Origin of the sequence: Shewanella seohaensis (assembly GCF_023283775.1) — a bacterium.
Lineage (GTDB): Bacteria > Pseudomonadota > Gammaproteobacteria > Enterobacterales > Shewanellaceae > Shewanella > Shewanella seohaensis.
Window position 1 is genome coordinate 183,380 of the sequence record NZ_JAKILE010000005.1, and the last position, 25,008, is coordinate 208,387.

General features: G+C 49.1%; 18 protein-coding genes. 8 read left to right on the top strand and 10 right to left on the bottom strand.

The window, feature by feature from the left end:
* Window positions 1-494 precede the first annotated feature (494 nt).
* Window positions 495-1,220 carry a tRNA1(Val) (adenine(37)-N6)-methyltransferase gene (locus L2713_RS07940; protein ID WP_248967523.1) on the top strand — a complete coding sequence of 242 codons (726 nt, stop codon included), beginning with the start codon at window positions 495-497 and terminating at the stop codon, window positions 1,218-1,220.
* Window positions 1,221-1,277: 57 nt separating this feature from the next.
* Here L2713_RS07940 and L2713_RS07945 read toward each other — a convergent pair whose 3' ends face one another.
* Both L2713_RS07945 and L2713_RS07950 read right to left on the bottom strand, forming a co-directional pair.
* Window positions 1,278-2,273 carry a response regulator gene (locus L2713_RS07945; RefSeq protein WP_089067070.1) on the bottom strand — a complete coding sequence of 332 codons (996 nt, stop codon included), beginning with the start codon at window positions 2,271-2,273 and terminating at the stop codon, window positions 1,278-1,280.
* 2 nt (window positions 2,274-2,275) lie between these two features.
* Complete coding sequence (locus L2713_RS07950) at window positions 2,276-5,629, bottom strand: MHYT domain-containing protein (protein WP_248967524.1); 3,354 nt, start codon at window positions 5,627-5,629, stop codon at window positions 2,276-2,278.
* 399 nt (window positions 5,630-6,028) lie between these two features.
* On the opposite strand from L2713_RS07950, the gene srmB reads away from it, so the two are divergent.
* The 5 genes from srmB (at window position 6,029) to L2713_RS07975 (ending at window position 15,227) form a co-directional block, all read left to right on the top strand.
* Entirely contained in the window at window positions 6,029-7,291 is a 1,263-nt protein-coding gene (gene srmB, locus L2713_RS07955) for an ATP-dependent RNA helicase SrmB (RefSeq protein ID WP_126511837.1), read from the top strand.
* A gap of 255 nt (window positions 7,292-7,546) precedes the next feature.
* Complete coding sequence (locus L2713_RS07960; RefSeq protein ID WP_037430327.1) at window positions 7,547-8,764, top strand: efflux RND transporter periplasmic adaptor subunit; 1,218 nt, start codon at window positions 7,547-7,549, stop codon at window positions 8,762-8,764.
* A complete protein-coding gene (locus L2713_RS07965) occupies window positions 8,764-11,967 on the top strand; it encodes an efflux RND transporter permease subunit (protein ID WP_248967525.1) in 3,204 nt (1,067 codons plus the stop codon). Before L2713_RS07960 ends, L2713_RS07965 begins: the two co-directional genes overlap by 1 nt.
* A 187-nt stretch (window positions 11,968-12,154) precedes the next feature.
* The gene (locus L2713_RS07970) at window positions 12,155-12,859 is read left to right on the top strand and encodes a TatD family nuclease-associated radical SAM protein (protein WP_088210398.1); all 705 of its coding nucleotides are present in this window, start codon (window positions 12,155-12,157) and stop codon (window positions 12,857-12,859) included.
* A gap of 133 nt (window positions 12,860-12,992) precedes the next feature.
* Entirely contained in the window at window positions 12,993-15,227 is a 2,235-nt protein-coding gene (locus L2713_RS07975; protein WP_248967526.1) for a PAS domain-containing protein, read from the top strand.
* Here L2713_RS07975 and L2713_RS07980 read toward each other — a convergent pair.
* The 3 genes from L2713_RS07980 to L2713_RS07990 all read right to left on the bottom strand — a co-directional run bounded on the left by L2713_RS07980 (window position 15,211) and on the right by L2713_RS07990 (window position 17,959).
* Window positions 15,211-16,608, bottom strand: coding sequence for a hypothetical protein (locus L2713_RS07980; protein WP_055647408.1), 1,398 nt, complete (start codon window positions 16,606-16,608; stop codon window positions 15,211-15,213). The genes L2713_RS07975 and L2713_RS07980 overlap by 17 nt on opposite strands.
* 84 nt (window positions 16,609-16,692) lie before the next feature.
* The gene (locus L2713_RS07985) at window positions 16,693-17,223 is read right to left on the bottom strand and encodes a hypothetical protein (protein ID WP_011627108.1); all 531 of its coding nucleotides are present in this window, start codon (window positions 17,221-17,223) and stop codon (window positions 16,693-16,695) included.
* Window positions 17,216-17,959: a winged helix-turn-helix domain-containing protein gene (locus L2713_RS07990; protein ID WP_011621578.1), complete on the bottom strand. Its 744-nt coding sequence runs from the start codon at window positions 17,957-17,959 to the stop codon at window positions 17,216-17,218. Before L2713_RS07990 ends, L2713_RS07985 begins: the two co-directional genes overlap by 8 nt.
* Before the next feature lie 443 nt (window positions 17,960-18,402).
* On the opposite strand from L2713_RS07990, the gene L2713_RS07995 reads away from it, so the two are divergent.
* A complete protein-coding gene (locus tag L2713_RS07995; protein WP_041408969.1) occupies window positions 18,403-19,224 on the top strand; it encodes a cytochrome c3 family protein in 822 nt (273 codons plus the stop codon).
* Between the two features lie 10 nt (window positions 19,225-19,234).
* The gene (locus tag L2713_RS08000) at window positions 19,235-19,759 is read left to right on the top strand and encodes a hypothetical protein (protein WP_248967527.1); all 525 of its coding nucleotides are present in this window, start codon (window positions 19,235-19,237) and stop codon (window positions 19,757-19,759) included.
* 61 nt (window positions 19,760-19,820) lie between these two features.
* Here L2713_RS08000 and L2713_RS08005 read toward each other — a convergent pair whose 3' ends face one another.
* From L2713_RS08005 to fba, 5 genes are all read right to left on the bottom strand, one after another.
* The gene (locus L2713_RS08005) at window positions 19,821-20,369 is read right to left on the bottom strand and encodes a hypothetical protein (protein WP_248967528.1); all 549 of its coding nucleotides are present in this window, start codon (window positions 20,367-20,369) and stop codon (window positions 19,821-19,823) included.
* Entirely contained in the window at window positions 20,362-21,111 is a 750-nt protein-coding gene (locus L2713_RS08010) for a winged helix-turn-helix domain-containing protein (RefSeq protein ID WP_248967529.1), read from the bottom strand. The genes L2713_RS08005 and L2713_RS08010 overlap by 8 nt, the downstream gene beginning before the upstream one ends.
* 166 nt (window positions 21,112-21,277) lie before the next feature.
* On the bottom strand, window positions 21,278-22,747 hold the full coding sequence (gene nhaD, locus L2713_RS08015; RefSeq protein WP_248967530.1) for a sodium:proton antiporter NhaD: 1,470 nt from the start codon (window positions 22,745-22,747) through the stop codon (window positions 21,278-21,280).
* Window positions 22,748-22,987: 240 nt separating this feature from the next.
* A complete protein-coding gene (locus L2713_RS08020; RefSeq protein ID WP_011718152.1) occupies window positions 22,988-23,725 on the bottom strand; it encodes a DUF481 domain-containing protein in 738 nt (245 codons plus the stop codon).
* Between the two features lie 138 nt (window positions 23,726-23,863).
* A complete protein-coding gene (gene fba / locus L2713_RS08025) occupies window positions 23,864-24,931 on the bottom strand; it encodes a class II fructose-bisphosphate aldolase (RefSeq protein WP_011621571.1) in 1,068 nt (355 codons plus the stop codon).
* Window positions 24,932-25,008: the final 77 nt, after the last annotated feature.

Genomic DNA, 25,008 nt, shown 5'->3' on the forward strand with positions numbered 1-25,008 from the left:
TTATGTGTCGATTAGCCATAGCTAAAACAAAGCCCATCCGGAGTGCAAATCTATGTTTACACAATTCCGTGGTAAATATGTGCGATATCTGCTGAGTTTATAAACAAAAATGAACTAAAAATTGGCTTCACTGCCGTTTTATTCACCTAAAAACCCGTTCACCTATCCGTTAATCATAAAATTGATTAAAAATGGGGGCGAAACTAATATCAGAATTTAAAAACCAATACAACAGACAAGATTGTTTTCACCTAAAAAAGCCCTTCAATGCTAATTAACTGCTAACAATGCGTTACCGAGGTAATAAATTAAACCGTTAATTAAGTGAACTTCGACTCAAAACAGCATAAAAAACACAAAAACTAGATCTAAATGGAAGAATGAACTTATTTGTATCAGGCACAAAAATCTTAGCGAATATGCGTTATGCCCTTTAAAATAACGCCAGCCCTTATGGGCAAGCTCTTTATTATTCACTTAATGATGTAATTCCCATGGCATTTACCTTTAAACAATTCCACATTGACGACCTTAATTGCGGCATGCCCGTCAGCACCGACGGCGTGATATTAGGCGCATGGGCTCCCCTGTCACAGGCTAAGCATATTCTCGATATTGGTGCGGGAAGTGGATTGTTAAGCTTAATGGCGGCGCAGCGTAGCCAAGGGCAAATCATCGCTGTCGAATTAGAAGAAAAAGCCGCAGCGGCCTGTAGATACAATATGACGCAAAGTCCATGGGCGCAGCGCTGCCAGCTTATTCATGGCGATATTCAGCACGTTTGCCAACAACCTGAGTATCAAGGGCATTTCGACCATATCATCTGTAACCCGCCCTACTTTGAGCATGGCCCCAAGGCAAACGAGCAACATAGGGCGATGGCGCGCCACACAGACACCTTAGGCTTTACGCCCTTACTCGAGGCGATAAATCAATGCCTGTCGCTTGAGGGTTACGCCAGCCTTATTTTGCCCATCCAAAGCCTGACGCGCTTTAAGGCTTGCCTAGATCAGACTGAACTTTATCTTGTGCAGGAAGTGAGGGTTAGCAGTGTGGAGAATAAGGTCGCCAATCGCGTGTTACTGCTGTTGGCTAAGACTGCGCAGACTACAAGTCACGATGAACTTTGCCAATACTCAGAGCTAACCCTACGCGGGGAAGATGGCCGCTACACCGAGCAAATGATTGCCCTGACTAAAGATTTTTATCTAAAACTGTAATTCAAACGAGTGATAAGGCTCGCAGCAAGAGCCTTATCTTTTATCGCTAATCTAATATCAGCTATCTACCCATTTATTTTTAATCTCTAGCACTTTATCTAAGTTATCGCTAAATAAGCGCACCAACTCAGGGTCGAAATGCACCCCGCTCTGCTCCTGGATATAGTCCATGGTCTTCTCGACTGACCAAGCCTCTTTATAGGGGCGTTTACTGGTCAGGGCGTCAAACACATCGGCGAGGGCAACTATGCGTCCCTCTAAGGGAATGGCTTCGCCTTTCAATCCATTAGGATAACCAGTGCCGTTCCATTTCTCGTGGTGAGTTAAAGACACGGATTTCGCTAACCGCAGCAGCTCAGAATCCGCCTCACCGATAATCTCGGCGCCGATATGGGGATGGGTTTTCATAATGGCAAACTCTTCATCGGTCAACTTACCCGGTTTGAGCATAATGCTATCGGGAATACCGATTTTACCTATGTCGTGCATGGGCGCAGCGTGTAATAAATCATCCGCCTGCGCCTCACTCAGGCCGTAGGCCAAGGCCAAAATTTTAGAATAATGGCTCATGCGCAGCACATGAGTACCGGTTTCATTATCTTTATATTCGGCGGCGCGACCTAAACGTTGGATCACTTGCAAGCGAGTGCGGCGCAATTCATCGGCCTGCACTAAGGATAAATGGGTTTTCACCCGCGCTTTGACTACGGTGGCCGAAATCGGCTTCACAATATAATCCACCCCGCCCACGGCAAAGCCCGCCGCTTCATCGTGCTCATCATTTAAGGCGGTGACAAAAATCACAGGGATCGACTGGGTCTCAGGGATATTTTTCAGCAACTGACAGACTTCTAGCCCCGTCATATTGGGCATCATAATATCGAGTAGGATCAGCGATGGCAGCTCAGTTTGCGCGAGGCGCAGGGCCTCTTCGCCACTTTTGGCAAAGATAAGATGGTAATCCTGATGTAAAACTTGCTTGAGCACCCGTAAGTTAACAGGCTCATCATCCACCAACAATAAGGTTTTCTTATGTTCAGATGTAGACTGCATTGCTACTCCTTATTCGCGGTGATAGAACGCCGTAACTCGGTCAATTCGTTATGGGCAATATCAAAATCAAAGTTGTCTAAGGCTTCGGTAATCATGGCCACATGAAGGCGCAGATGCTCATCAATACGAGCCGTGAGTACCTCAAGATCAGACTCTTCAAAACTATGGTGCACAATCGATGCCAGCAAGGCATCAATATGCGCTAATAATTCTGCTGGATCGCTTGTCCCCACATGGACGGCGGATACGCTGGCCGATGGCATTGTGGTGCCCTCGATATAATCCCCAATCTCGACGAGGGAGTCGCTTACCTTAGCAACAATGGCCTCCATGGCTTCACGCGAAGGTAACTCAGCTTGCGCCAACTGCTCTAACTGTCCAAAGTGCGCCATCCACTGCAATAGACCCAAATTCCCACTGACGCCTTTCAAACTATGGCTTAAGAGCTTAATGGTCACAGTATCTTGGTCACTTATCGCCTGTTGTAACGCTTGGTTTTTCTCTGGCCATTGGGCAATAAACTTCATCAACTCTTTGATAAATTGCGGTTTAGAGCCCCACAATTTCACGCCCTTGGCTTCATCGACTAATAGCGTGCTAGCAGGCTGCGAAGAGACAAACTCGGCCTGAGGCGGATTAAGCTGCAACACTCTGGCAATTTCCCGCGTCAGCAGCGCAAAATCGATGGGCTTATTGGCAAAGCCATCCATACCGGCTTGCTCGGCGGCGCTCTTATCTTGCTCTAGCACGCTCGCGGTTAACGCAATAATTGGCATACGGGGTAATTGAGATGCGACTTCTTGCTCACGACGCATCTTCGCCGCCGTCAAACCATCCATGACTGGCATTTGCAGATCCATCAGCGTGATATCGATGTCGGCTTTTTGCATCCGCAGCAGCGCCTGTTCACCATCGCGGGCGGTGATCACTTTATGCCCTTGACGGGTTAACCATACGGACAGGAGATCGATATTCTGCTGAATATCATCGACCACTAACATCGTCAGTGGCGGTAATGACCAGTTATCGTCGTGCTGGCTCGATAGCGGCTCAAAGCTAGGTTGCAAGGGAATAGTAAAGCGGAATGTACTGCCTTGGCCGAGGGCACTTTTCGCCTCAATCTTACCGCCCATCAACTCAACTAACTGTTTACTGATGGTTGTGCCAAGCCCTGTGCCGCCGTATTTTCGGCTCATGGACACATCGGCCTGGGCAAATGCCTCAAAGACCCGATTTAGCTGCTCGGGTGACATACCAATACCGGTATCGACAATCTCGAAGCTAACCAGAGAGTCATCCTGCGGGAAGACGTTGACCGTGACTTTGCCTTCACAGGTAAATTTAACCGCATTACCAATTAAGTTGATCAGCACTTGGCGGATGCGCTCCGGCGAGCCAATAAAGTTCGCCGCCATCGTCGGCGCGATATTAACCTCGAGGGATAAGCGCTGCTTTTTCGCCTGCAACCACAGGGTTGAAATCACAGTATCGATTTCATCGGTTAAGCAAAACACGCGATTTTCTAACTCGAGTTTACCCTTGTCGAGCTTGGCGCTGTCGAGCACATCGTTGAGTAGATGCAGCAAGGATTTGGCGGAGCGATTGATGGTGGAGAGCTGTTTTTGCTGCTCAACATCTAATACCGACTCCAACAGAATATCGCTAAAGCCGATGATGGCATTCATTGGCGTGCGGATCTCATGGCTCATGTTAGCCAAGAAGGCCGCGCGGGCCGCAGCCGCCTGCTCGGCATTATTCTTCGCCGTCACTAAGTCCTGCTCCATCTCCTTACGCTCGGTGATATCCATCAGGAAGCCGTCAATCCACACCTCTTTACTGGTTTCATCGAGGATATAATTGCCGTGCTCGAACAGCCAACGCACCCCGCCATCTGCGCGGATAATGCGATATTCCATCGAAAAGGTCGGCGGCTGCGCTTGGGCGTAAATGGTTTCAATATCGTCAGGATGATAGAGATCCGAGAAGAAACGTTTCGGATGGGGAAGCTCGAAATCCTCGGCGGGATAGCCAGTGATGTTTTGCACCGCGTCGCTGATAAACACCATGGGCCAGCCCTCAGTGCTTTTGCAGCGATAGGCAATGCCTGGAATATTAGTGATCAGCGAGCGAAACTTGGCCTCATTGTTTTTAAGCTCTTGTTCCATCTCATTACGTTGGCTGAGATCGGAAATAAAGCCGACAAAGTAATGGGCTTTGCCCTGCATCACATGGCCAATACTCAGGCGCACTGGCACTAAATGGCCCGCCTTATGTTGCGCCTCGACCTCGCGCCCCGTGCCGATAATCTGCGCCTCACGGGTTTTCACGTACTGTGCTAAATAACCATCATGGTTCGGCCGAATCGACTCGGGCACAATTTTCTTCACATTCGCGCCCAGTAACTCGGCGGGGGACCAACCTAAAATAGTGGTCACCGCTTTGTTCACATTCACTATGATACCTTGCCCATCGATCGTAATAATCCCATCAACGGCGGTATTCATCATGGCGCGCATGCGGTCTTCGTTGGATTTTGCGAGCAAAGATAGGTCTTTATACTTAAAAATTACATTCACGATCAGCACTAAGCAGATGATGATAACAGTGATCACCGAGACGCCGAGCGCCAGATAAAACGAGATTTCCGAGGTCTGTTGGCTCAGCTCCAAGCCTTCGGGTTTAACGAATCGCGCCGCCGCCATGCCAGTGTAATGCATGCCCGAAATCGCCAGTCCCATCACGATACTGGCGATAAAATTACAGCTAATGCTATTCATGTTGGAGGAAATAAGCTGATTCAGCCCAGTGCGCACCCACAGCGCAATAATGGCGAGTAGTACGGCGACTACGATAGACAGCGCAAAAATCCATGGGTCATAACGCAGTAATGGCGCCATCTCCATGGCCGCCATCCCCACATAGTGCATAGTGCCAATCCCTGCGCCCACTAAGGTGCCGCTAATCAGCACTTGGGAAAGTTGAAAACTCGGCTTTGAGAGCAAATTCAGCGCCACCCATGAGGCACCAATACTAGGTAAAAGGGATAGCGCCGTGAGCCCAAAGTTATAGGTTACGGGCGAACATAAATCGAAGGCTAACATTCCGATAAAATGCATCGACCAGACCCCACCGCCGAGGACGACACTCCCCGTCAGTAACATGATCTGCTGGCGCGCTCTCGATTGACTCTGCACCGCTTGAGAGGTGACCTGAAAGGCCATAAAGGCGGCAAAAATCGCAATCAGAATGGAGATAGTGACCAGCAGGGGATTGTAATAGACATTCAGCAATAGGCTGTCTTGGGAAGAAATAAAAAACTGCGATAACCAATCAAAAGCCATATGTTCCAAGCCCATGTTTTAGAAACGTAAAACCTAATCGTAACCAACATTCGAATACGCCAATCCAAGCAGGGCTAACGCTTGGGTACTATGGGATGCGCTCATCAACCATAGGCACAATTTATTGTTAAGCTCCAGCTAACATCCCATCAATCCTTCGAACTCTCTCAACAACAGCCAATTTTTTACAATGTTCTCTTTATCTTATACATCTTTTGCAAAATGTCTGCCTTCAAATGCAATAGAGTACGGTAAAATCCACTCCCAACAGCCGCCACCAACGAGCCTTGAAGTGAGTAGACCCGCACTGCATCGGCCAAAGCACGGAAAAGTAAACCCTCTCCCGATTAAATTATTTAAGTTAACGGTTATAACCTTTATAATGCTTGGCTATTATTCGTCGAGACGCCGCGCATGCAATTTGAAGATTTTCAGCTTGACCCTAGCTTATTAGAGTCACTTAAAGCCATGGGGCACCTGTCGCCCACCACCATCCAGCAAGAAACCCTGCCACATGCCCTCGAGCAGCGGGATATTTTGGCGCGCGCCCCGACGGGTACAGGTAAAACCGCCAGTTTCTTATTGCCTGCGCTGCAACACTTAATCGACTTTCCCCGTCGCTATTCTGGCCATGCGCGAATTTTGATCCTGACGCCAACCCGTGAGTTAGCCAGCCAAATTCACCGCTATGCCTGCCACTTAGCCACAGGCCAAGGGCTGAATATCGCCATCATCACTGGTGGTGTGCCCTACGCGCCGCAAGAAGAAGCCTTAAAAGACAATATTGATATTCTGGTCGCGACTCCTGGTCGTCTGATGGAATATTTAGATAGAGGCAAATTCAGCGCAGAATCGGTCGACATATTGATCATCGACGAAGCCGACCGCATGCTCGATATGGGGTTCTCCGCCGTGGTGAAAGCCATCGCCCTCGAAGCCCAAGGTCGTAAGCAAAATATGCTGTTTTCGGCCACCCTCGAAGGCAGCGGCGTTATCCGTTTTGCCCGCGAAGTGCTTAACGATCCTATCGAAATCGATGTCGACGCACCGCGCAAAGAAAAGGCTAAGATCCACCAATGGATCCACCTTGCAGATGATAAAGAACATAAGATTGCCCTGCTGTGCCATCTGCTCAAGCAGGAAGATGTTAAACGCGCCATCGTATTCGTAAAGACTCGCGATGTGGTTTCTAGCCTCGAAGGTCAGTTGCTGAAAGCCGGTATTCCCTGCGCCTTTATGCGTGGCGATATGGAACAGAAGAAACGCTTCCAAGCTTTAAGCCGCTTTACCAAAGGCGAAGTGAATGTGTTACTGGCAACCGATGTAGCCGCTCGTGGTATCGATATCGACGATATCACCCATGTGATTAACTTTGACATGCCACGTTCTGCCGATAGTTACATCCACCGCATTGGCCGTACTGGCCGCGCGGGCGCGAAAGGAACGGCGATTTCATTAGCCGAAGCTCACGATATGCGCATTGTCGGTAAGATTGAGCGTTATATCGAGCAGCCGCTTAAGCGCCGTATTATTGAGGAACTGCGTCCTAAGCACAAAGAAGCGCGTGTACCTACCAAGAAAAAAGCCAAGGTGAAAGCCAAAGAAGCGGCCAAGCGAACCAGCAAGAAAGAGGCCGCAAAAAAGGCCACTAAAATTGCCCGCAAGAAGCAAGCTTAACCCCTCCCAAAAGCCGCATAATGCGGCTTTTTTTATGCTCGCCCGCCACAAAAAATCGCTATAACAAATGCAAACGGAGTGACCCAAACACTCTTATCTTCCGTATGCTTATCAGCAGTCAAAAAAAGAGGTGGCGTACCGTAAAAACGCGCCATCACCTTTAGACACATTTTATTTACAAAAATAAATTTATTGCGCCGCTCGACTCTGATACTTTAGGCGCATTAAGCGATTTAGCACGGATGTAACAATCATATGATGAAAACTTTACTCAGGAGATTATCTCCTCTGTTTATACTGCTGTTATTTGTTGTTGGTGCGATAGCACTGATGTCGACTAAGGAAGCACCCGAACAAAAACCTGAAGAAATGCCTGTACCTATCGTCGATGTCACTCAGGTTGAGCAGCAAACGGTATCGCTTAATCTTCCTTCCTACGGCGTGGTTACCCCTAAATATAAGACGCAACTGGTGACCGAAGTCCAAGGGCGGATGCTGAGCATTTCACCGCAGTTTGTGGCTGGTGGCATAGTGAAGAAAGGCGACCAACTAGCCCAAATCGAACCTTCAGATTACGAAGCCGATTTAATGCAAGCCGAAGCCACCTTAGCTCAGGCAACCGCGGCGCTCAATGAAGAAATCGCCCGTGGCGAAGTCGCTAAAATCGAATTTAAGGGTTACGACAAAGGCTTGCCGCCAGAGTTGGGGTTACGTATCCCGCAGCTGAAAAAAGAGCAAGCCAACGTTAAATATGCCCAGGCTGCATTGGCTCGCGCCCAACGTAACTTAGAGCGCACAGTTATCCGCGCGCCCTTTGATGGCATTATCAAGGCCAGAAATGTTGATTTAGGTCAGTACGTGACATTAGGCACTAACTTGGGTGAACTGTACGACACTAGCATTGCCGAAATTCGTCTGCCTATCTCTAACGATGATTTAGCCTATTTGGAATCCGTCGATCACCCCGATACCCAAGTCACCTTAAGCGCCTCTTTGGCGGGTAAGGAAAACACTTGGATGGGTAATATTATTCGTAGCGAAGGCGTGATTGATGCCGATAACCGCATGGTTTACCTCGTCGCCGAGATTAAAGACCCTTACCTGCGTGAGCACAAAACCCAAGGCAGTTTACCGTTGAAATACGGCAGCTTTGTGAATGCAGTGATTAAGGGCCGCACCGTCGATGGCATAGTTAAACTACCTCGCCACGTGGTACGTAATGAACATGTGGCCTTAATTAACGAGCAAAATATTGTCGAGATGCGCCATGTGAATGTCGTGCGTAGCGATCTTGAAAATGTGTTCATCAAGGACAGCTTAAAAACCGGTGAACGCGTTGCCATCACTCACTTTAGCAATATGGCGAATGGCCAGTTGGTCAAAATCATAGGTGAAGATGCCAAGCCAGTGCAGACCCCCACACCTAAGGAAGATGCTCCTGAGTCGAGTCTTGCGGCCGCTGGAGTGAACTAATGGATACTCAAAAAGGGATCTTAGCCTGGTTTGCCCGCAACAGCGTGGCAGCCAACCTGTTAATGTGGGCGCTGCTGATTGGCGGTCTATTTAGCACAGTGTTGATTAATAAAGAGGTATTTCCCTCTTTTAATCTTAACTTATTGAGCATTACCGTTGCTTATCCCGGCGCTGCGCCGCAGGAAATCGAAGAAGGCATTAACATCAAGATTGAAGAAGCCATCCAAGATATCAACGGGATTAAAAAAGTCACTTCGGTTGCCAGTGAAGGGGTTGGCGCCATCACGGTTGAAGTCGAAGATGACTACGACGTGCAAACCGTACTCGACGAAGCCAAGTTACGATTGGACGCGATCTCCACCTTTCCGGTGAACATCGAAAAACCGCAAATCTATAAAATCGAACCCGAAAACAACGTGATTTGGGTGTCGGTCTACGGTGATATGTCGCTGCACGATATGAAGGAGTTGGCTAAATCGGTACGTGATGATTTGACCCAACTTCCCGCCGTCACCCGCGCGAAAGTCACGGGTGTGCGCGACTATGAAATCGGTATCGAAGTCTCAGAGGATAAGCTGCGGGAATACGGCTTAACCTTCTCGCAAGTCGCCTTGGCGGTGCAAAACTCTTCTATCGACTTGCCGGGCGGTTCGATCCGCGCCGAAGATGGCGACATTCTGCTGCGTACTAAAGGCCAAGCCTATACCGGCGATGATTTTGCCAATATTGTCGTCACTACCCGCGCCGATGGTAGCCGAGTAATGTTGCCTCAGGTGGCAACCATTAAGGACGATTTTGAAGAACGTTTAGAGTACACCCGCTTCAACGGCAAACCTGCGGCCATTATTGAAGTGACCAGCGTTAACGATCAAAACGCCCTCGACATCGCTCAACAGGTCAAAGACTACGTTGAGAAACGTCGTGCCACCCTGCCAGCCAATGCAAAATTAGACACTTGGGGAGATTTAACCCACTACCTCAAGGGCCGTTTGAACATGATGATGTCGAACATGTTTTATGGCGCCCTGTTAGTGTTTGTGATCTTAGCCCTGTTCCTCGATCTCAAACTCGCCTTCTGGGTGATGATGGGATTACCCGTGTGTTTCCTCGGCACTATGCTCATCATGCCGCTGGAACCTTTCTCCATGACCATCAACATGCTGACATTGTTCGCCTTTATTCTCGTCTTGGGGATAGTGGTCGACGATGCGATTGTGATAGGCGAAAGCGCCTACAGCGAGGTCGAACGGCACGGACACTCGATTGATAACGTGATCCGCGGGGCGCAAAAAGTGGCCATGCCCGCCACTTTCGGGGTGTTAACCACTATCGCCGCCTTTATTCCTATGTTGATGGTTTCTGGCCCCATGGGGATTATTTGGAAATCCATCGGCATGGTGGTCATCATGTGTCTGGCGTTTTCACTGGTGGAATCTAAATTTATCCTGCCAGCGCACTTAGCCCACATGAAGTTCAGAAAACCAGGTGAACCCACGGGCTTCTTTGGTCGCTTCAAGGACAAATTTAACAATCGCGTTCAGCACTTTATTCACCACAGTTACCGCAACTTCCTCGAGCGCTGTATCCAACATCGCTACAACGTCGTCGCGGCCTTTATCGGAGTGTTGATTTTATCCATAGCCTTAGTCGCCAGCGGCAAAGTGCGCTGGGTGTTCTTCCCCGACATTCCATCGGACTTTATCCAAGTACAGCTGGAGATGGATGAAGGCAGCTCAGAGCAGAACACCCTCAAGGTGGTACAGGATATTGAAGAAGCCCTGTACAAGATGAACGCTAAAATGGAGAAGGACAACGGCAGCGAAGTGGTGAAGCATAGCTTTATCAACATGAGCTCGCGCACCTCCGCCTTTATTTTTGCCGAACTCACCAAGGGCGAAGACCGGGAAGTGGATGGCGAGGCCATTGCCGCAGCATGGCGCGAACAATTGCCCGAGTTACTGTCGGTGAAGAAGCTCGACTTCAACGCCAGCGGTAACGGCGGTGGCGGTGGTGACATCTCCTTTAGATTGACCTCGAGCGATCTCGAAGAGTTATCCGCAGCCGCCCGCGAGCTTAAGCAAAAGCTCGCCACCTACGAAGGTGTGTACGATATTGCCGATAACTTCTCTTCGGGTAGCCATGAGATCCGCTTAAAGATCCGCCCCGAGGCCGAAGCGCTTGGCTTAACCTTGTCTGATTTAGCTCGCCAAGTCCGTTATGGCTTCTATGGTTATGAAGCACAACGTATTTTGCGTAACAAAGAAGAAATCAAAGTCATGGTGCGCTACCCCTTAGAGCAGCGCCGTACCGTGGGTTACCTCGAGAATATGTTGATCCGCACGCCGCAGGGCAAGTCGGTGCCTTTCTCTACCGTTGCCGAGGTCGAAAAAGGCGAATCCTACGCCTCTATCACCCGTGTCGATGGCAAGCGGGCAATTACCATTATTGCCAATGCCAACAAACACAAGGTGGAGCCTTCTAAGGTTGTTACTGAGATCCAGAAGGATTTCCTGCCGCAGTTACAGGCCAAGTATCCGAAAATCCAAACCACCCTCGATGGCGGCAGTTTGGATGAACAGAATGCTATGGTCGGTCTAATGCAGGGCTTCTTCTTTGCGCTGTTTACCATTTATGCCTTAATGGCGGTGCCGCTTAAGTCTTACAGCCAGCCGCTGATCATCATGTCAGTGATCCCCTTTGGGATTATCGGCGCGCTATTTGGGCATTTGATCCAAGGTCTTGCCATGAGCGTCTTGAGTCTCTGTGGTATCGTCGCGCTCGCTGGGGTAGTGGTAAACGACTCCTTGATCTTGGTGGACTTTGTAAACCGTGCACGGGAACAAGGGCAATCGGTCAGACAAGCGGCGGTGGATTCAGGATGTTATCGTTTCAGGGCGATTATCTTGACCTCATTGACCACCTTCGTCGGTCTTGTGCCTATTATTCTTGAGCGCAGCCTACAGGCACAGATTGTGATCCCTATGGCGACTTCCCTTGCCTTCGGTATCCTGTTCTCGACTGTAGTGACCTTAATTTTGGTGCCTTTGCTGTACATCATTCTCGATGATGCTAAACGCGCTGGTAGCCGCTTCTACCATTGGTGGTGGCGTCCAAAAACATCGCAGGAGAGACATTTACATGCCAATGAGAGCCACAAGGTGTCCTTAGACGCCTTTAATGAACCTGACTATAAACAGGATTAGTGGTCGTTCAGTCACCATAGTCACCCATAAAAAGAGAGCCTAGGCTCTCTTTTTTATCTCTGGTCTCCCCTAACGAGTAAAGCGCGTTGTGCGATCTAGGTGGCAGTTATCAAGGATCGCATTCGTTACACTCAACCTAAGTAACCGCCAAGATGCCAATAAAGTCGATAGTATGAAAACAGATCGGATGCCAAACTCACATTCTGCCCCAATCCATCCCGCCCCCATTAAAGCCACTGAAACCTTAGCCAATGGCAACACCACGGCGGAAGTGTGCACCAATGAAACCTGCGCCACCGAAACCTTAGTCTACGATATTCGCAGGAGTCGCTATCTGAATATCACGGGTCGCTGCACTCTGCGTTGTGCCTTCTGTCCTAAACACAATGGCAGTAAACAAATTCACGAGTATCAATTGGCATTGACCCACCAGCCCAAGCCGGAGGAAATTATCCCGCTGTTAGGTAAAGTGGAAGACTTTGAGGAATACGTGTTCTGCGGGTACGGTGAACCGACAATGAATCTGCCGACCCTGCTGGCCGTTGCTAAAGAAATCAAACGCCGTGGCGGCCGCGTGCGGGTCAATACCGATGGCTTAGGCAACCTAGTTCACAGACGCAACATTCTGCCCGAGTTAGCGGAGTGCGTGGATGGATTATCCATTTCCCTCAACGCCGACAATGAGGCCGCCTATAACCAACATTGCCGCCCAAAACTGGCAGGTTCCTACGCCGCAGTGAATGCTTTTATCGCCCTCGCCCCCCACTATATCGAGCGGGTACAAGTCTCGGCGATTGAGGGATTAGAAGGGGTCGACATCGATCTTTGCCGCGAACAAGTGCTCGCCTCGGGCTGCGAGTTTAAGCACAGAGTGCTAGGCGCACTCGGCTAACTTTTTCGCGCAGTCGCCTTGGGGTTGATGCATTGCTCGGGATAACAGAGTCGCCGAGCAACTTGCCACTGTCGTAACATTTCATTCGTGTTAACATAGCCTAATTAACAGTTAATCAACCCTAAATCGGCCCATGCTGAAAAAGAACCCTAACCTACACCCACTCGCGCCATTACTTTCATTGACCCAAGGGCTGCATTGGTCTCACCAACGCCTGTTGGCTGTCGCGAGCCAGTTATCTATGCTGGTGATAGGTATGATTATTTTAACCAACTTAATCATTACCTTAGGAGAACGTCGGTTACAGGAAGAATGGGCAACCCAAAGATATAGCGAACTACAAACCATAGGCACGCTGATCACAGATAAGGTCGCCTTCCAGCAATTTCGCACTCAGCTATTTGCCAAAGACGAATTACTCAAGCAGTACCTCAAAAATCCAACGGCCTCGTCTCAACAGAAATTACAAGCAAGTTGGCAGGAGCTAGTGCAGCATATCCCCGAACTCCTCGGGATTGCCCTATTCGATCCCCAAGGTAATTATAAGTTTGCGACACCTTCAAACTTTAGTCAGGACGCGCTACCTGCCGCCCTGTTAGGCTCGAGCCGCAACTTAGGTGGCAAAGAAGTCTTTACCTCACCCTTAGAGTTTGTGCCCCTCAATGGCATGCTCGAACCCTATATGTATCAAATGACTTGGCTTGAGAAACCCGATCAAAGCTCCATGGGTTATTTGATTACCTACAACTCGATTGTACAGATGCTAGAAGCGATTAAGCCTGCATTTTCAAGCAATAAATCACCGATGCTAGTGTTAGATACCCAAGGGGTGCTCTATGCAGGTGTGAGTGAACTCGCGCCCTTAACCCATATTCCCGATACCTTAGGCGCCAGTTTGCGCCAGAGTTATCCGGCACTGTGGCGGGAAATGTCGATGAGCAACTTTGGCCAATTCCATGGTGAAGATGCTACCTTCGTGTACCTCAAAGTCGAGTTAACTAACCAGCCCGAACTGCGACGCGAATACTTTTTACTCTCTTATATTCGTAACGATGATATCGCCTCTAAGTTTTCCCAATGGCAGAACATCGTCATCGTCGCCGCGCTAATTCTGACCTTACTGGCCGCTTGGGTGATCTTACTCAGCCATATGTACCGCCTGCAGTATCGCTCGCGCCAATACAGTATTGATGTGGCTAATGCATTATTTAACAATGATATCGGCTTTATCCTCGCCAATGAGCAGGCACGAATTATCAGTGCTAACCCTAAGGCGGCCGAGGCGACTCAAGTGCCGCAGGATGAACTCACTGACCGCAGCCTGCAACGCGCCCTTAATCTCGATGACTTGACCCTAGCGCAAATGCTCGACCAAGTGCATCGACAGGGTGAATGGCAAGGCAAGCTGTCACTGGACAATGATAAGGGCTCAAGACTTAGCGTATGCGTACGCCAAGCGCCAAGATTGGGGCGCGGCTTACCGCATCTGTTAGTCTCTCTTGAAGATATTAGCGCCATGATCGATTGCCAGAATCAAGCCTTCTTAAGCGACTTACTCTGCGATACGACTGTTGCCACGGCGCTGACGGATGCTAATGGTAAGCTGATAAAAATCAATCCAGTATTCGATCAACTGATGCAACTTAATGGTGATTTGAACCATGATTTAGCCTCACTGCTCGCCAACGATCTGGGTAACCAGTGGCAGCGGATCACCGCCCAAATCAGCATGCAGGGTCAATGGCAGGGGCAGATCCTCTGCTCGCCCAATCTGCGCCATTCCAATTGTTTACAGGCCACCTTGAAGGGCCATGTGGCCGCAGACGGTGAGATTGACTACATCATCTGTACCTTAGAGCAAGCCGCCGATAGCCTTAGGGGCAACGAGCCGCGCAGCTTTGTGCCGCACCGCAGCACCATTTTGCAGCATCTCTCCGATTTGGAACGCTATTTTGCCTCGCTATCGCCCCAAAGCCGCAATCACTCAAGCTTGCTGGTGATGGATATCAACCCTGAGGGCTTACTCAGCCATATGAGTGATATCGACCAACTCGAGACGCGCCAGCAGGAAGTGGAAGTGCAGCTCTTGCTCGAAATCCCTGCCCATTACCAAATCCTTCACTGGCAACTCGGTAAACTGTTGTTATTACTGCCTGATACCGATGCTACGGCGGCGCATCACTTCGCCCTCAATACCATCGAAAAGCTCAACAGCAATGGCTTAGGTGAAGGGATTAGCATTGGGATTGCCAGCTATCAGGAAGGACAAAGCCTAGAGCAATACCTAGGCAATGCCGAGGTGGCGCTCAAACGGGCGAAGCAGAATAACGATCAGAATATCGGCCAGGCCTTTACTCGTCAGCCTTAGCGGGCGGATTAAAGGAATCGGGTAACTGACTTTGGGTGATCTCGATAATGGCCGAGCGATTCATGGTGATTTTGTAGCGCGCGTATTGCGGCTCTTCGCGGCCATCCCGCAGCACTAAAATCAGATTCACTTGGTAGCGACGCTCGACCGACTCGTGGCTGATCTTGCCCTCAATTTCCTTATAAATCTTTGCCTTGCCCCGCTCTAAGTAGCGGGCAAAGGGCACAAAACTAAAGTTCACTTGCTCTTGTATCGTCGAATATCCCGCCTGAAACTCGCCATGGTTTACCCGAGTGGCAATCTTATAATGCAGGACTTCGGCATCGACCTTATTCTGGCTATGCCGTTGTTTTAGGATTTCGTTAACCTTTTCTGGCAAATCCTGTTGCCGCATAAATTCCAGCCAAACTAATTGCTTAGCGATTACCGACTGACTGGTGGTATCCCTTAAGATACGGCTCCAACGTGGCCGACCACGCTGAATAAAGCGCCAGAGAGCATTACGCACATCGTCCTTAAAGATTTCACGAAATCCGTAAATGACTGCCAGCGTCAACACCAACGCTATGGTAAAGCCGCTAAAGACGCCCTGCGCCTCGATGATCAGCGCCGATACCACCAACATCACCAATGCGGTCGCAAGTCCAGTAGTAAACTTTTTAAGGCCAATGCCTAAGGGTTTTAACTCTTCTTTGAGTACCACCCCTTGCTGAATTAAGCGCCGCAATAACAGCATCTTATTCGAAATTCGGTTTGGGTCTTGCTTGGTCTGCGCCGAGTTATAGTTGTTGGCATCGCGGTAAGCACATTCGTTTCGGCACAGGGTCAAGACTCGTTCTTGGATGTCGGCAAAATCACTGGTGCGCGTGGCGTGGGCGAGCACTTTTAGCAGTTGTTGCTCGCAGAACCAGGATAGATAGTTATCGGCATTCTCGAAATAGGATTTCCATTTAGGATCGCCCGGCTCATTACGGCGAAACTTTTTCAGTAGCTGCGTCACTTGCTCGCACAGCTCATCGAGCGCCAGATAGAAGTGCGCCACATCGGCGATGCGATTGAGTTCTTTGACATCGTTTTCAACCGCGACGGCAAACTGGTAGGCAAACAGGTTTAAGTACAGTCGGAATTCTTCCACCGTGCGACGGTTCATACTGGCGAAACGCCCTTGCACCAATGGCAAATGCAACCCTTCGGAGTAGTAGGAGCGACGTCCTACAATCGCGCTGTGGTAATACTCTTCTTCGTTTAAAGTGTGCGCGCCTATGCCCATTTCCTTTGGTAAAAAGAAATAGAGATCAAGCTGACGATTATCGCCCTTTTCCATTTGATGGCTGAACTTAATCGACAGGGATTCTTCTTGTTTGACACGTATCTTAAACACAACAACCTTATGATTGAGATGGAAGAGTCGGCATTAACACCATGGAAAATATAATCTAAACCGAAAGCGCGGCAAATTCACTGATTAAATTCGGCTATTGACGATTCGGCAGCCACAAACGGTGTTACTCGGCTGAAACAAGACAACCGCATAGTCTTGGTTGGCATCGCTGTCTAGCACTTCAATACTGAGATTGTGTCGACCAGACTCACTGAAGTGCAAACTGCTGATGTAAGAAAGGTACTTCATGTGTTCGGGCCAATACTTTTTATCGACGTCTTCGGACTCAGTCTTGGTTTTGACCGACACATTGTAGGTCATGCGATTTAGCTCCATGCTCTTGACCTCGCCCTGCATCAAAATCGCCCCCGCGCTTGAGCCGTCGAGGTTAAAGTAGCGGTAATTGATCTGTGCATTGCCCGCCGAGATCAACACATCGACCAAGAGGTAAAATTTCCCCTCATCTACTTGTTGGCTATGGCGGTCAAACAGCTCGGAGCTGCAATTTAAGATCACCGCCTTATTGGAAACGGATTGCAGGTAAATCACCCCGCAGGCGACGATTAGCGCCGAGAGTATGGTGAGATTTATCGTCCACTTGAGCCACTTAGCCACAGATCCCGACCTCCAGCAGCCAGTTTGCATCAATAAATTCCTTCGGCCGTCTAAAGTCGCTGATCTTCAAGTTGCGGATCACCGATTGCCCGAGTTTATAACCCCGCATAGTAATGTTGAGCACCTGTTTATCGTGGGAGAGCGAGGAGTACACTTCGGACCAATCACTGTGGCCGCAGCGACTCAGCCCTTGGCCCAAGCGGTCGCCTAACTCAAACAATAGGGTGTTGTTGGTTTTCGAATTGGCATACAAATGCAGCCGAATATGTTGCCCCGAGGCTAGGGGCAAATCGGTAGAGAGCAAAGGTTGAGTCGGTACGCTGTGGTCGATTCGGCTAAGATAAAAGCCTGAAATCGCGAGCATAAATCCAAAAACCAGCAACACACTCCACCAAGGTAAGGATTGCAGCCTAGGGTAACGCAAACTTTTAAACCTTTGTCCTTGGGTGCTGTGCAGCAGATAGCCTTGGCCTTTGACGGTTTCGATCAGCCCCTCATATTGGGGCCCGAGGAAGGAGCGGATCATAAAGACCGCCCGCGCTAACGAAGTGTCAGTAAGAGGAGGATGCGCCCCATCGCCAGTCTTCAGCTCATGCTTGGAGACCAGTTTGCCTTGATGTTCAACCAACAGGCTCAACACTTGCAACTCGGCACGGGGAAGGTGCCAAGATTCATCACGAGCCTGTTCGACGAGCAAGCCACGCTCACGGTCAAACCAACAGCCCCCCACCTGCATAATAAAAACTCCGGCCCATAAATCATAGGATTAAGTCTATGCAAGCCTGCTAATGATTACTGTGATCCCGTTAACCCAAGGCGGCAAATAGTTAAATTTCGTGAACCAACACGCAAGCGGATCGCCATAAAACAAAAATCTGCGTTAGCTCACAGCGATAAATGCCATTTGTAGCGGCTTAGCTTGGTGATAAATCCGCATAAATTTACATAAATGCCACAAATAATGTGCGTTGATGCACATTGAAATCGAACATATCCACAAAACCACTTCGTGAGCATCGGCTAAAACGATTGTTCTTCTCCCACCGCCAGCGATTTGGGGAGACCAAATATCCCCGGCCGCAAATCACACTATTTATTGCTGTAGTTTCTAGAATGATGCCATCAACCAATGGTTACTGATTGATAAATAAAAGCAATTAATAAAAGAGGATATTCATGATGAGCATTAATCGACGCCAAGCATTAACTCGCATTATCGGTATCAGCACGGCGGCTGCGGGCGCAACTTTAATGGGGACGTCAGCATTTGCGGCGACCAATGCCGACGGTCAATATCAATTAGCCCTCGGGGAAAAACTCAAATATGTGCCACTCGATGCCATGGCGACCGCAAAACTCGCCTACGAGACAGGTGGCGGCTGTATGCACCAAGTGTTTCATTCGGTTATCACTATGCTAGCGCAATCTAATAGTGCCGATGCCGATAAATTCAAAACCATCCCCACCGCTCTGGCGGGTTATGGTTTTGCCGGGGTCACAGGCCAAGGCACACTTTGCGGCAACCTCAACGCCATCGGCATGTTAGTCAACATCTTAGATGATATTAACGGCCAGAATAGCGCGGTGATTGCCAATGCCTTCCGCTATTATGAAAACACCACTTTGCCACTATCGACCCCTGAGTTCGTTGCGGGTATCGGCTCTACAGCGGAAAAAACCGCCCTCGTAGGCAGCTCTTCGAAGGCGATGAGCGTATTGTGCCACTCTTCTATCAGTAACTGGTCACGGGCTTCAGGCCTGCCATTCGCCAAGAAAGGTGAGCGCTGCTACCGCCTATCGGCCTCTATGGCCTATTACTTGGTGGAACTGCTAAACCGTGCCTATCAGGGCGAGAATATTGGCGCCCTGCCCGGCAGCAAACCCTCACTCGAAGCGCAGGATTGCCAAGTCTGCCACGGCAGCACTAGCACCTTAGGTTCGGCGGCAAGTGTTAAAACCGATATGGAATGCACCACGTGCCACACTGGCCACTTCAATTAAGGAGGCAGTGATGAAATACCCATTACTCGCATTAACCCTAGGTACACTCGCCCTTGTCGGCTGTGGTAGTGACGATGATAAATCCGAGGAAGTCACACCTCCGCCGCCACCGCCGCCAGTAGAAACCACGGTGAGTATCGATGAGGCCAGCCAGATTAATCTGGCGGTAGAACAGTTTGACCCCAATACTGGCAGCTTAGTCTTCTCATTAACCGATGCTAACCAGGCGGCTATTACCGCCGCCAAGAGCTATGACATTTATTACTTTGGTTTCCCTAATAAGGATAAAGCCTCGGCCAATCCTAAGGCGTGGAAGCGCTGGCATGTGACCCAAAGCTATCGCTGCCAGAGCCAAGGGGAATGTACGGGTCAGCTGACCGAAGTGAAGCATGGCCAATATCAGTTTGAAATCGCGGGTCTCGATTGGCAGCAACAGGATCCCAGTGGCGCCGTGTCCCAAATCAAGGTCGCCATTCAGATTTATGGTGCTAAAGCCAATAATGAACTGACATTAGTCCAAGTCACACCGCAGTAATCCCATCATCGCGCCCCAAAAAAGGCATCCAATTGGATGCCTTTTCTACGTCTTAATAACGCTATTTGCTCTGGCAAGCCCACAAATGGCCGCTGGGATAAAACTTGATCAGTACGTAATTGTTTAAGGTATCCATGTCCACAATCTGCATATCAAAACTCATTCCGCCCTGCTCAAATAAGGCCTTACGGGATTTTTGCACTTCCGCACGCATTAAGTCCGGCACCTCGGTTTGCAACAAATCCATTTTTAAATTGGCCTGATCTAAGTTGAGCTTATAGGTCATAGTTCCAGGTGCTAAGGCGCTGACTTTTCCCTCATAAATTAAGGCGGCAATATCCTGGCCATTCTGCCCATAGCGGTAACTTAACTTGGCCTGATTAGCCGCAATCTTCACATCCAGCGCCAAACTTTGGCTGTACGTGGGCAAAGATTCCGCCTTAAAAGGCGCCTCATACAACTTAGCGCGGCAACTCAAATTTAGCTGCTTGCTATTAAACGTCATCGCATAGGCACCCAACCCTATGCCGACTAACACCAGCACTATGGCAACCACATGCCAGAGGCGAAGTCGGCGGTTGTGGTTTTTTATCCCTGTCAGTTTAAGCACAGATCCCCACCATTTTTAGCCATAGCTCATCAATCACATCGACATTGAAGTTTTCCGACATCATTTTGATGGTTTCAAACTCGAGTCCATTGGCATCATTATTTTTCAGCACCAGACTGACAAACCTTTGATCCGTCGAAATAGTCGCCGCAATGGATTGCCACGGAAACACAGCACAGGCAGAGACTTGCTCTAAAAAGTGATCGACTAAGGGTCGCATCGAATGATCCGACGGCTGACCGGTATAGAATTGAATTTCCGAATAATGCCCGCCGTGCGTCAGCAACTGCTTCGCATAATTCGGCGCTATGCTCGTCGGGTGAGTGATGTGCGAACCCACCCAAAGCAGCGCGGCTAAGGTTAGGAGCGTGAGTACCATAAACTGCGGCATACTCAGCTTAAACAGGGGCGAATTCTGTGCGGTACGAGAATGTTTTCGGGGCGTGGCGTAAAGGATATAACCTTGATTAGCGACACTCACCAACAGATGAGCGGCGTCGTCACCGAGAAATAATCGTAAGCGGCGAATAGTACTATTGAGCAATTCATCGCTGCGCATAGACAACTTGAGGTGTGGCGAAATTACCTGCTGCAACTCCATACGCGAGACCACTTTGCCACGCTGCGCACTCAAGAGTGAAAGCGCTTGGAATTCGTCCGCGCTCAATAACCAGCTGCGTCCAGAGGCTGCATCGACCAGCACTTGTTCCTGCGCATTAAACCAACAAGTGCCTATTTGCATCTCGGCCCCTTTCACTATTTGATGTAGGGCCGAGTATACAATTTGAACGAAAACAACGCAGTGATCTTATCGCCACCTAACAGGGTTAGATGAATAATCTGTGAATTACATCAATAAAACATTTAATGCTAAAAACAAATACAGATACATTATGTTTCATTTGTTTTTAGAACATTGCAGCATTGAGCCACATATGTACCAAAATGCTAGCGACATAGCCTAGTGCGATCACAGGTGTCCAACGTAAATGGGCGCCGAAGGTGTAAATCCCCCTTGCCTGTCCCATCAAGGCGACCCCGGCCGCACTGCCGATGGACAACAAACTGCCCCCAACACCCGCAGTTAAGGTCACCAGTAACCATTGGCCAAGGGCCATCTCAGGGTTCATGGTCAATACGGCGAACATCACCGGAATATTATCGACAACTGAAGACAACAGACCGATAGCGACGTTGGCATAGGTCGCATCCCAATGGGAATACAGCGCCTCAGACACTAAGCTCAAATACCCCATAAAGCCAAGGCCACCCACACACAACACCACACCGTAGAAGAACAGTAAGGTATCCCATTCAGCACGGGAGATCCGGCTAAACACATCGAAGGGCACCACGCTGCCAAGCTGTTGCAGACGTTGCTCATCGCGGCGTAACTCCGCCTTCGCCCGCTCACGGGCAACGGATTTGTCGAAGGTCTTACGCAGGTAGTAACCGAAGAACTGCAGGAAGCCTAGACCCGTCATCATCCCAAGGACTGGTGGCATGCCGAAGAAGGAATGCGCGCACACCGCCGTCGCAATGGTCAGCAGGAATAACGCCACGATACGTTTCGCGCCAGGTTTAGTGTATACCTGCTCTTTTTCAGGCTCGGGCACATAACTTGGGATAAACACGCTCATGATGGCCGCGGGTAAAGCAAAGTTAACCAAGGCGGGAATAAACAGATGGAAGAAGTCCGCAAAGTGCACTAAGCCCTTTTGCCACACCATCAGGGTGGTGATATCGCCAAAGGGGCTAAACGCACCGCCCGCATTCGCCGCGACCACAATGTTAATACACGCCAGCGTAATAAATTTGCGCTGCCCTGCGCCCACCTTCATCACCACGGCACACATCAACAACGCCGTGGTTAAGTTATCGGCCACCGGCGAGATAAAGAACGCCATAAACCCCGTCAGCCAGAACACGGTTCGCAGGCTAAATCCCCGTCCGACTAACCAGCCGCGGATCGCATCGAATAAGTTACGTTCCTCCATGGCGTTGATATACGTCATCGCCACTAATAGGAAGAGTAATAATTCGGCGTATTCCAGTAGATTGTGCTTAAAGGCCGCCTCGGAAACCTCCGACATGCCATTTTGCACATACACAAAACCTATCATGCCCCAAATAATGCCGGCTGCGACCAATACGGGTTTGGATTTACGCAGGTGCAGCGCCTCTTCGGCCATCACCAAAATATAGGCGAGAACGAAGATGCATACGGCAATATACCCCACTGATGCAGCGGTTAAATCGAGCCGTTCTGTTCCTTCGGTCATTGCCCAAACTGCTGGTGAGAATCCGCTCAATATTGCAACGCAGAATAGGCTAGATAGCGCCACTCCACTGTTTTTAAACCACTGCTGTAATTTCATCAAAGTTGATCTCTGCAAGGGAAATTAGTTCGAAAATTACCATAGCTCGGGCTCTGTAAATTTTGACAAAACGCAACTTTCTACGTATTTCTCGGTAACTAAAGGGGCTTACAACATTAATTTTTGTATAACTACAGATACAACTAATAAAGAATTAACTAACTTTGTTTCAAGTTAGTCCAAAAACAGCCAATAAAAAAGCACCTCTCGGTGCTTTTATGTTGATATCAATCACATTGATTAGAACGAATAGAGCAAGGTCATATTCGTTTCGGTATCAGTGCTCTTTTTATCGTCCAGTGGCTCACTGTTGTAGCGCACAATAATCGCAAACTTCATCGCTAAGGCGCCAATGATATTGGCTGTCAGCGAGGTTTCTGAACGCGCATCTAATTTATCGCCGTAGTCGGCCACAAAACGTTGCTGGAATTTTGAGGTTTCAGTGATTTCAGTTTCGAAGTTGATCACGCCGTGGGCAACCACGCTGTCATTCGAATCCGTGCCTTCTAACAGGGCTTGCTCTGAATCGAGGCGTTGATAGATGTAACCGGGACCGATCTCTACATCTAGGAAAGTCTTGCTGGTGTCATAGAGTCTGTGACCATAACCCGCCGCGCCTGATACTGTGTAGTCATAACCGGTGAAAGGGTCGACTTCGTAGTTAGCGTTGGCAAACAGATAGCTGCGGTCTGTCATCTTATAGTTGCCTTGAGCGCCCGCTAAATAACGTTTTGCCGTGACTTCACCCGTATCTTCTTTATACAAACCTTCTAATAGGTATTGGTTTTCCCAATCACCTAATTCGTGCTTAAGGCTTAAGCGGCCCTTATAGGATGAGGTGTCGGTGTTACCTGTGGTTAAGGTTGCACCTAGCTCGGCTTCACCTGCGAATGTCTTGTCGCCTTTAACAAAATCGGCTCCCGCATTCGCCATAAATGGTGCCGTCATTAATAGTGCTGCGGTCAGTACTTTCTTCATGTTTATCCGTTCCCGTTCCGTTTAATCCCCTGAAAATCTGGGCAATACTAACATTTACGATTAAAAAATGAAAATTCAACGGTTTTTTGCATAAAAAAGCCCGCACTTTGGCGGGCTTTTTAGAGAAGTATTTAAGGCTTAGAGATTGATCTTAGGATCTAATGCGCCTGACTGATAAGCTTTGTACATTGCTTGTAAAGACAATGGCTTAATCTTAGAAGCTTGACCCGCACAACCGAAGGCTTCGTAGCGAACAGTACAGATGTCTGCCATCGCTTCCATAGAGGCTTTCAGGAACTTACGTGGGTCGAACTCGCTTGGGTGTTCGGCCAAGTATTTACGTACCGCACCGGTAGATGCTAAGCGCAAATCGGTATCGATGTTCACTTTACGCACGCCGTGTTTGATACCTTCAACGATTTCTTCTAATGGCACGCCGTAAGTTTCAGGAATTTGACCACCGTATTGGTTGATGATCTGTAACCATTCTTGAGGCACGGAAGAAGAACCGTGCATCACTAAGTGAGTGTTAGGAATGCGGGCATGGATTTCTTTGATGCGGTCGATTCGCAGTACATCACCCGTTGGTTTACGGCTGAACTTGTATGCACCGTGGCTAGTACCAATCGCAATCGCCAGCGCGTCAACATGGGTATCGGCAACGAAGCGTGCCGCTTCTTCTGGACTGGTCAGCAGTTGGTCGTGGCTTAATACGCCTTCTGCGCCTACACCATCTTCTTCACCGGCAGTACCGGTTTCTAAGCTACCTAAACAACCGATTTCACCCTCTACAGACACACCACAAGCGTGGGCGAATGCAACAGTTCTGCGAGTCACATCAACGTTGTACTCGTAAGAAGCTGGGGTTTTACCGTCGGCCATTAATGAACCGTCCATCATGACTGATGACATGCCTAATTGGATAGAACGCTGACAGATATCAGGATCGGTACCATGGTCTTGGTGAATACAGACGGGGATATCTGGATACTGCTCAAGTGCAGCCGTCATCAGGTATTTTAAGAATTGTGGACGCGCATATTTACGTGCACCCGCAGAGGCTTGCACGATAACAGGGCTGTCTGTAGCTTCTGCGGCCTGCATGATGGCGCGCATTTGCTCAAGGTTGTTTACGTTGAACGCTGGCACACCGTATCCATGCTCTGCCGCGTGATCGAGTAGTTGTCGTAGGGAAATTAACGCCATTTTTTAACTCCAATAATAGGGTGACTGTCACATCAACGTTAGGTCACCGAGGTCGCTATCGTTTGGATGGATTTTTA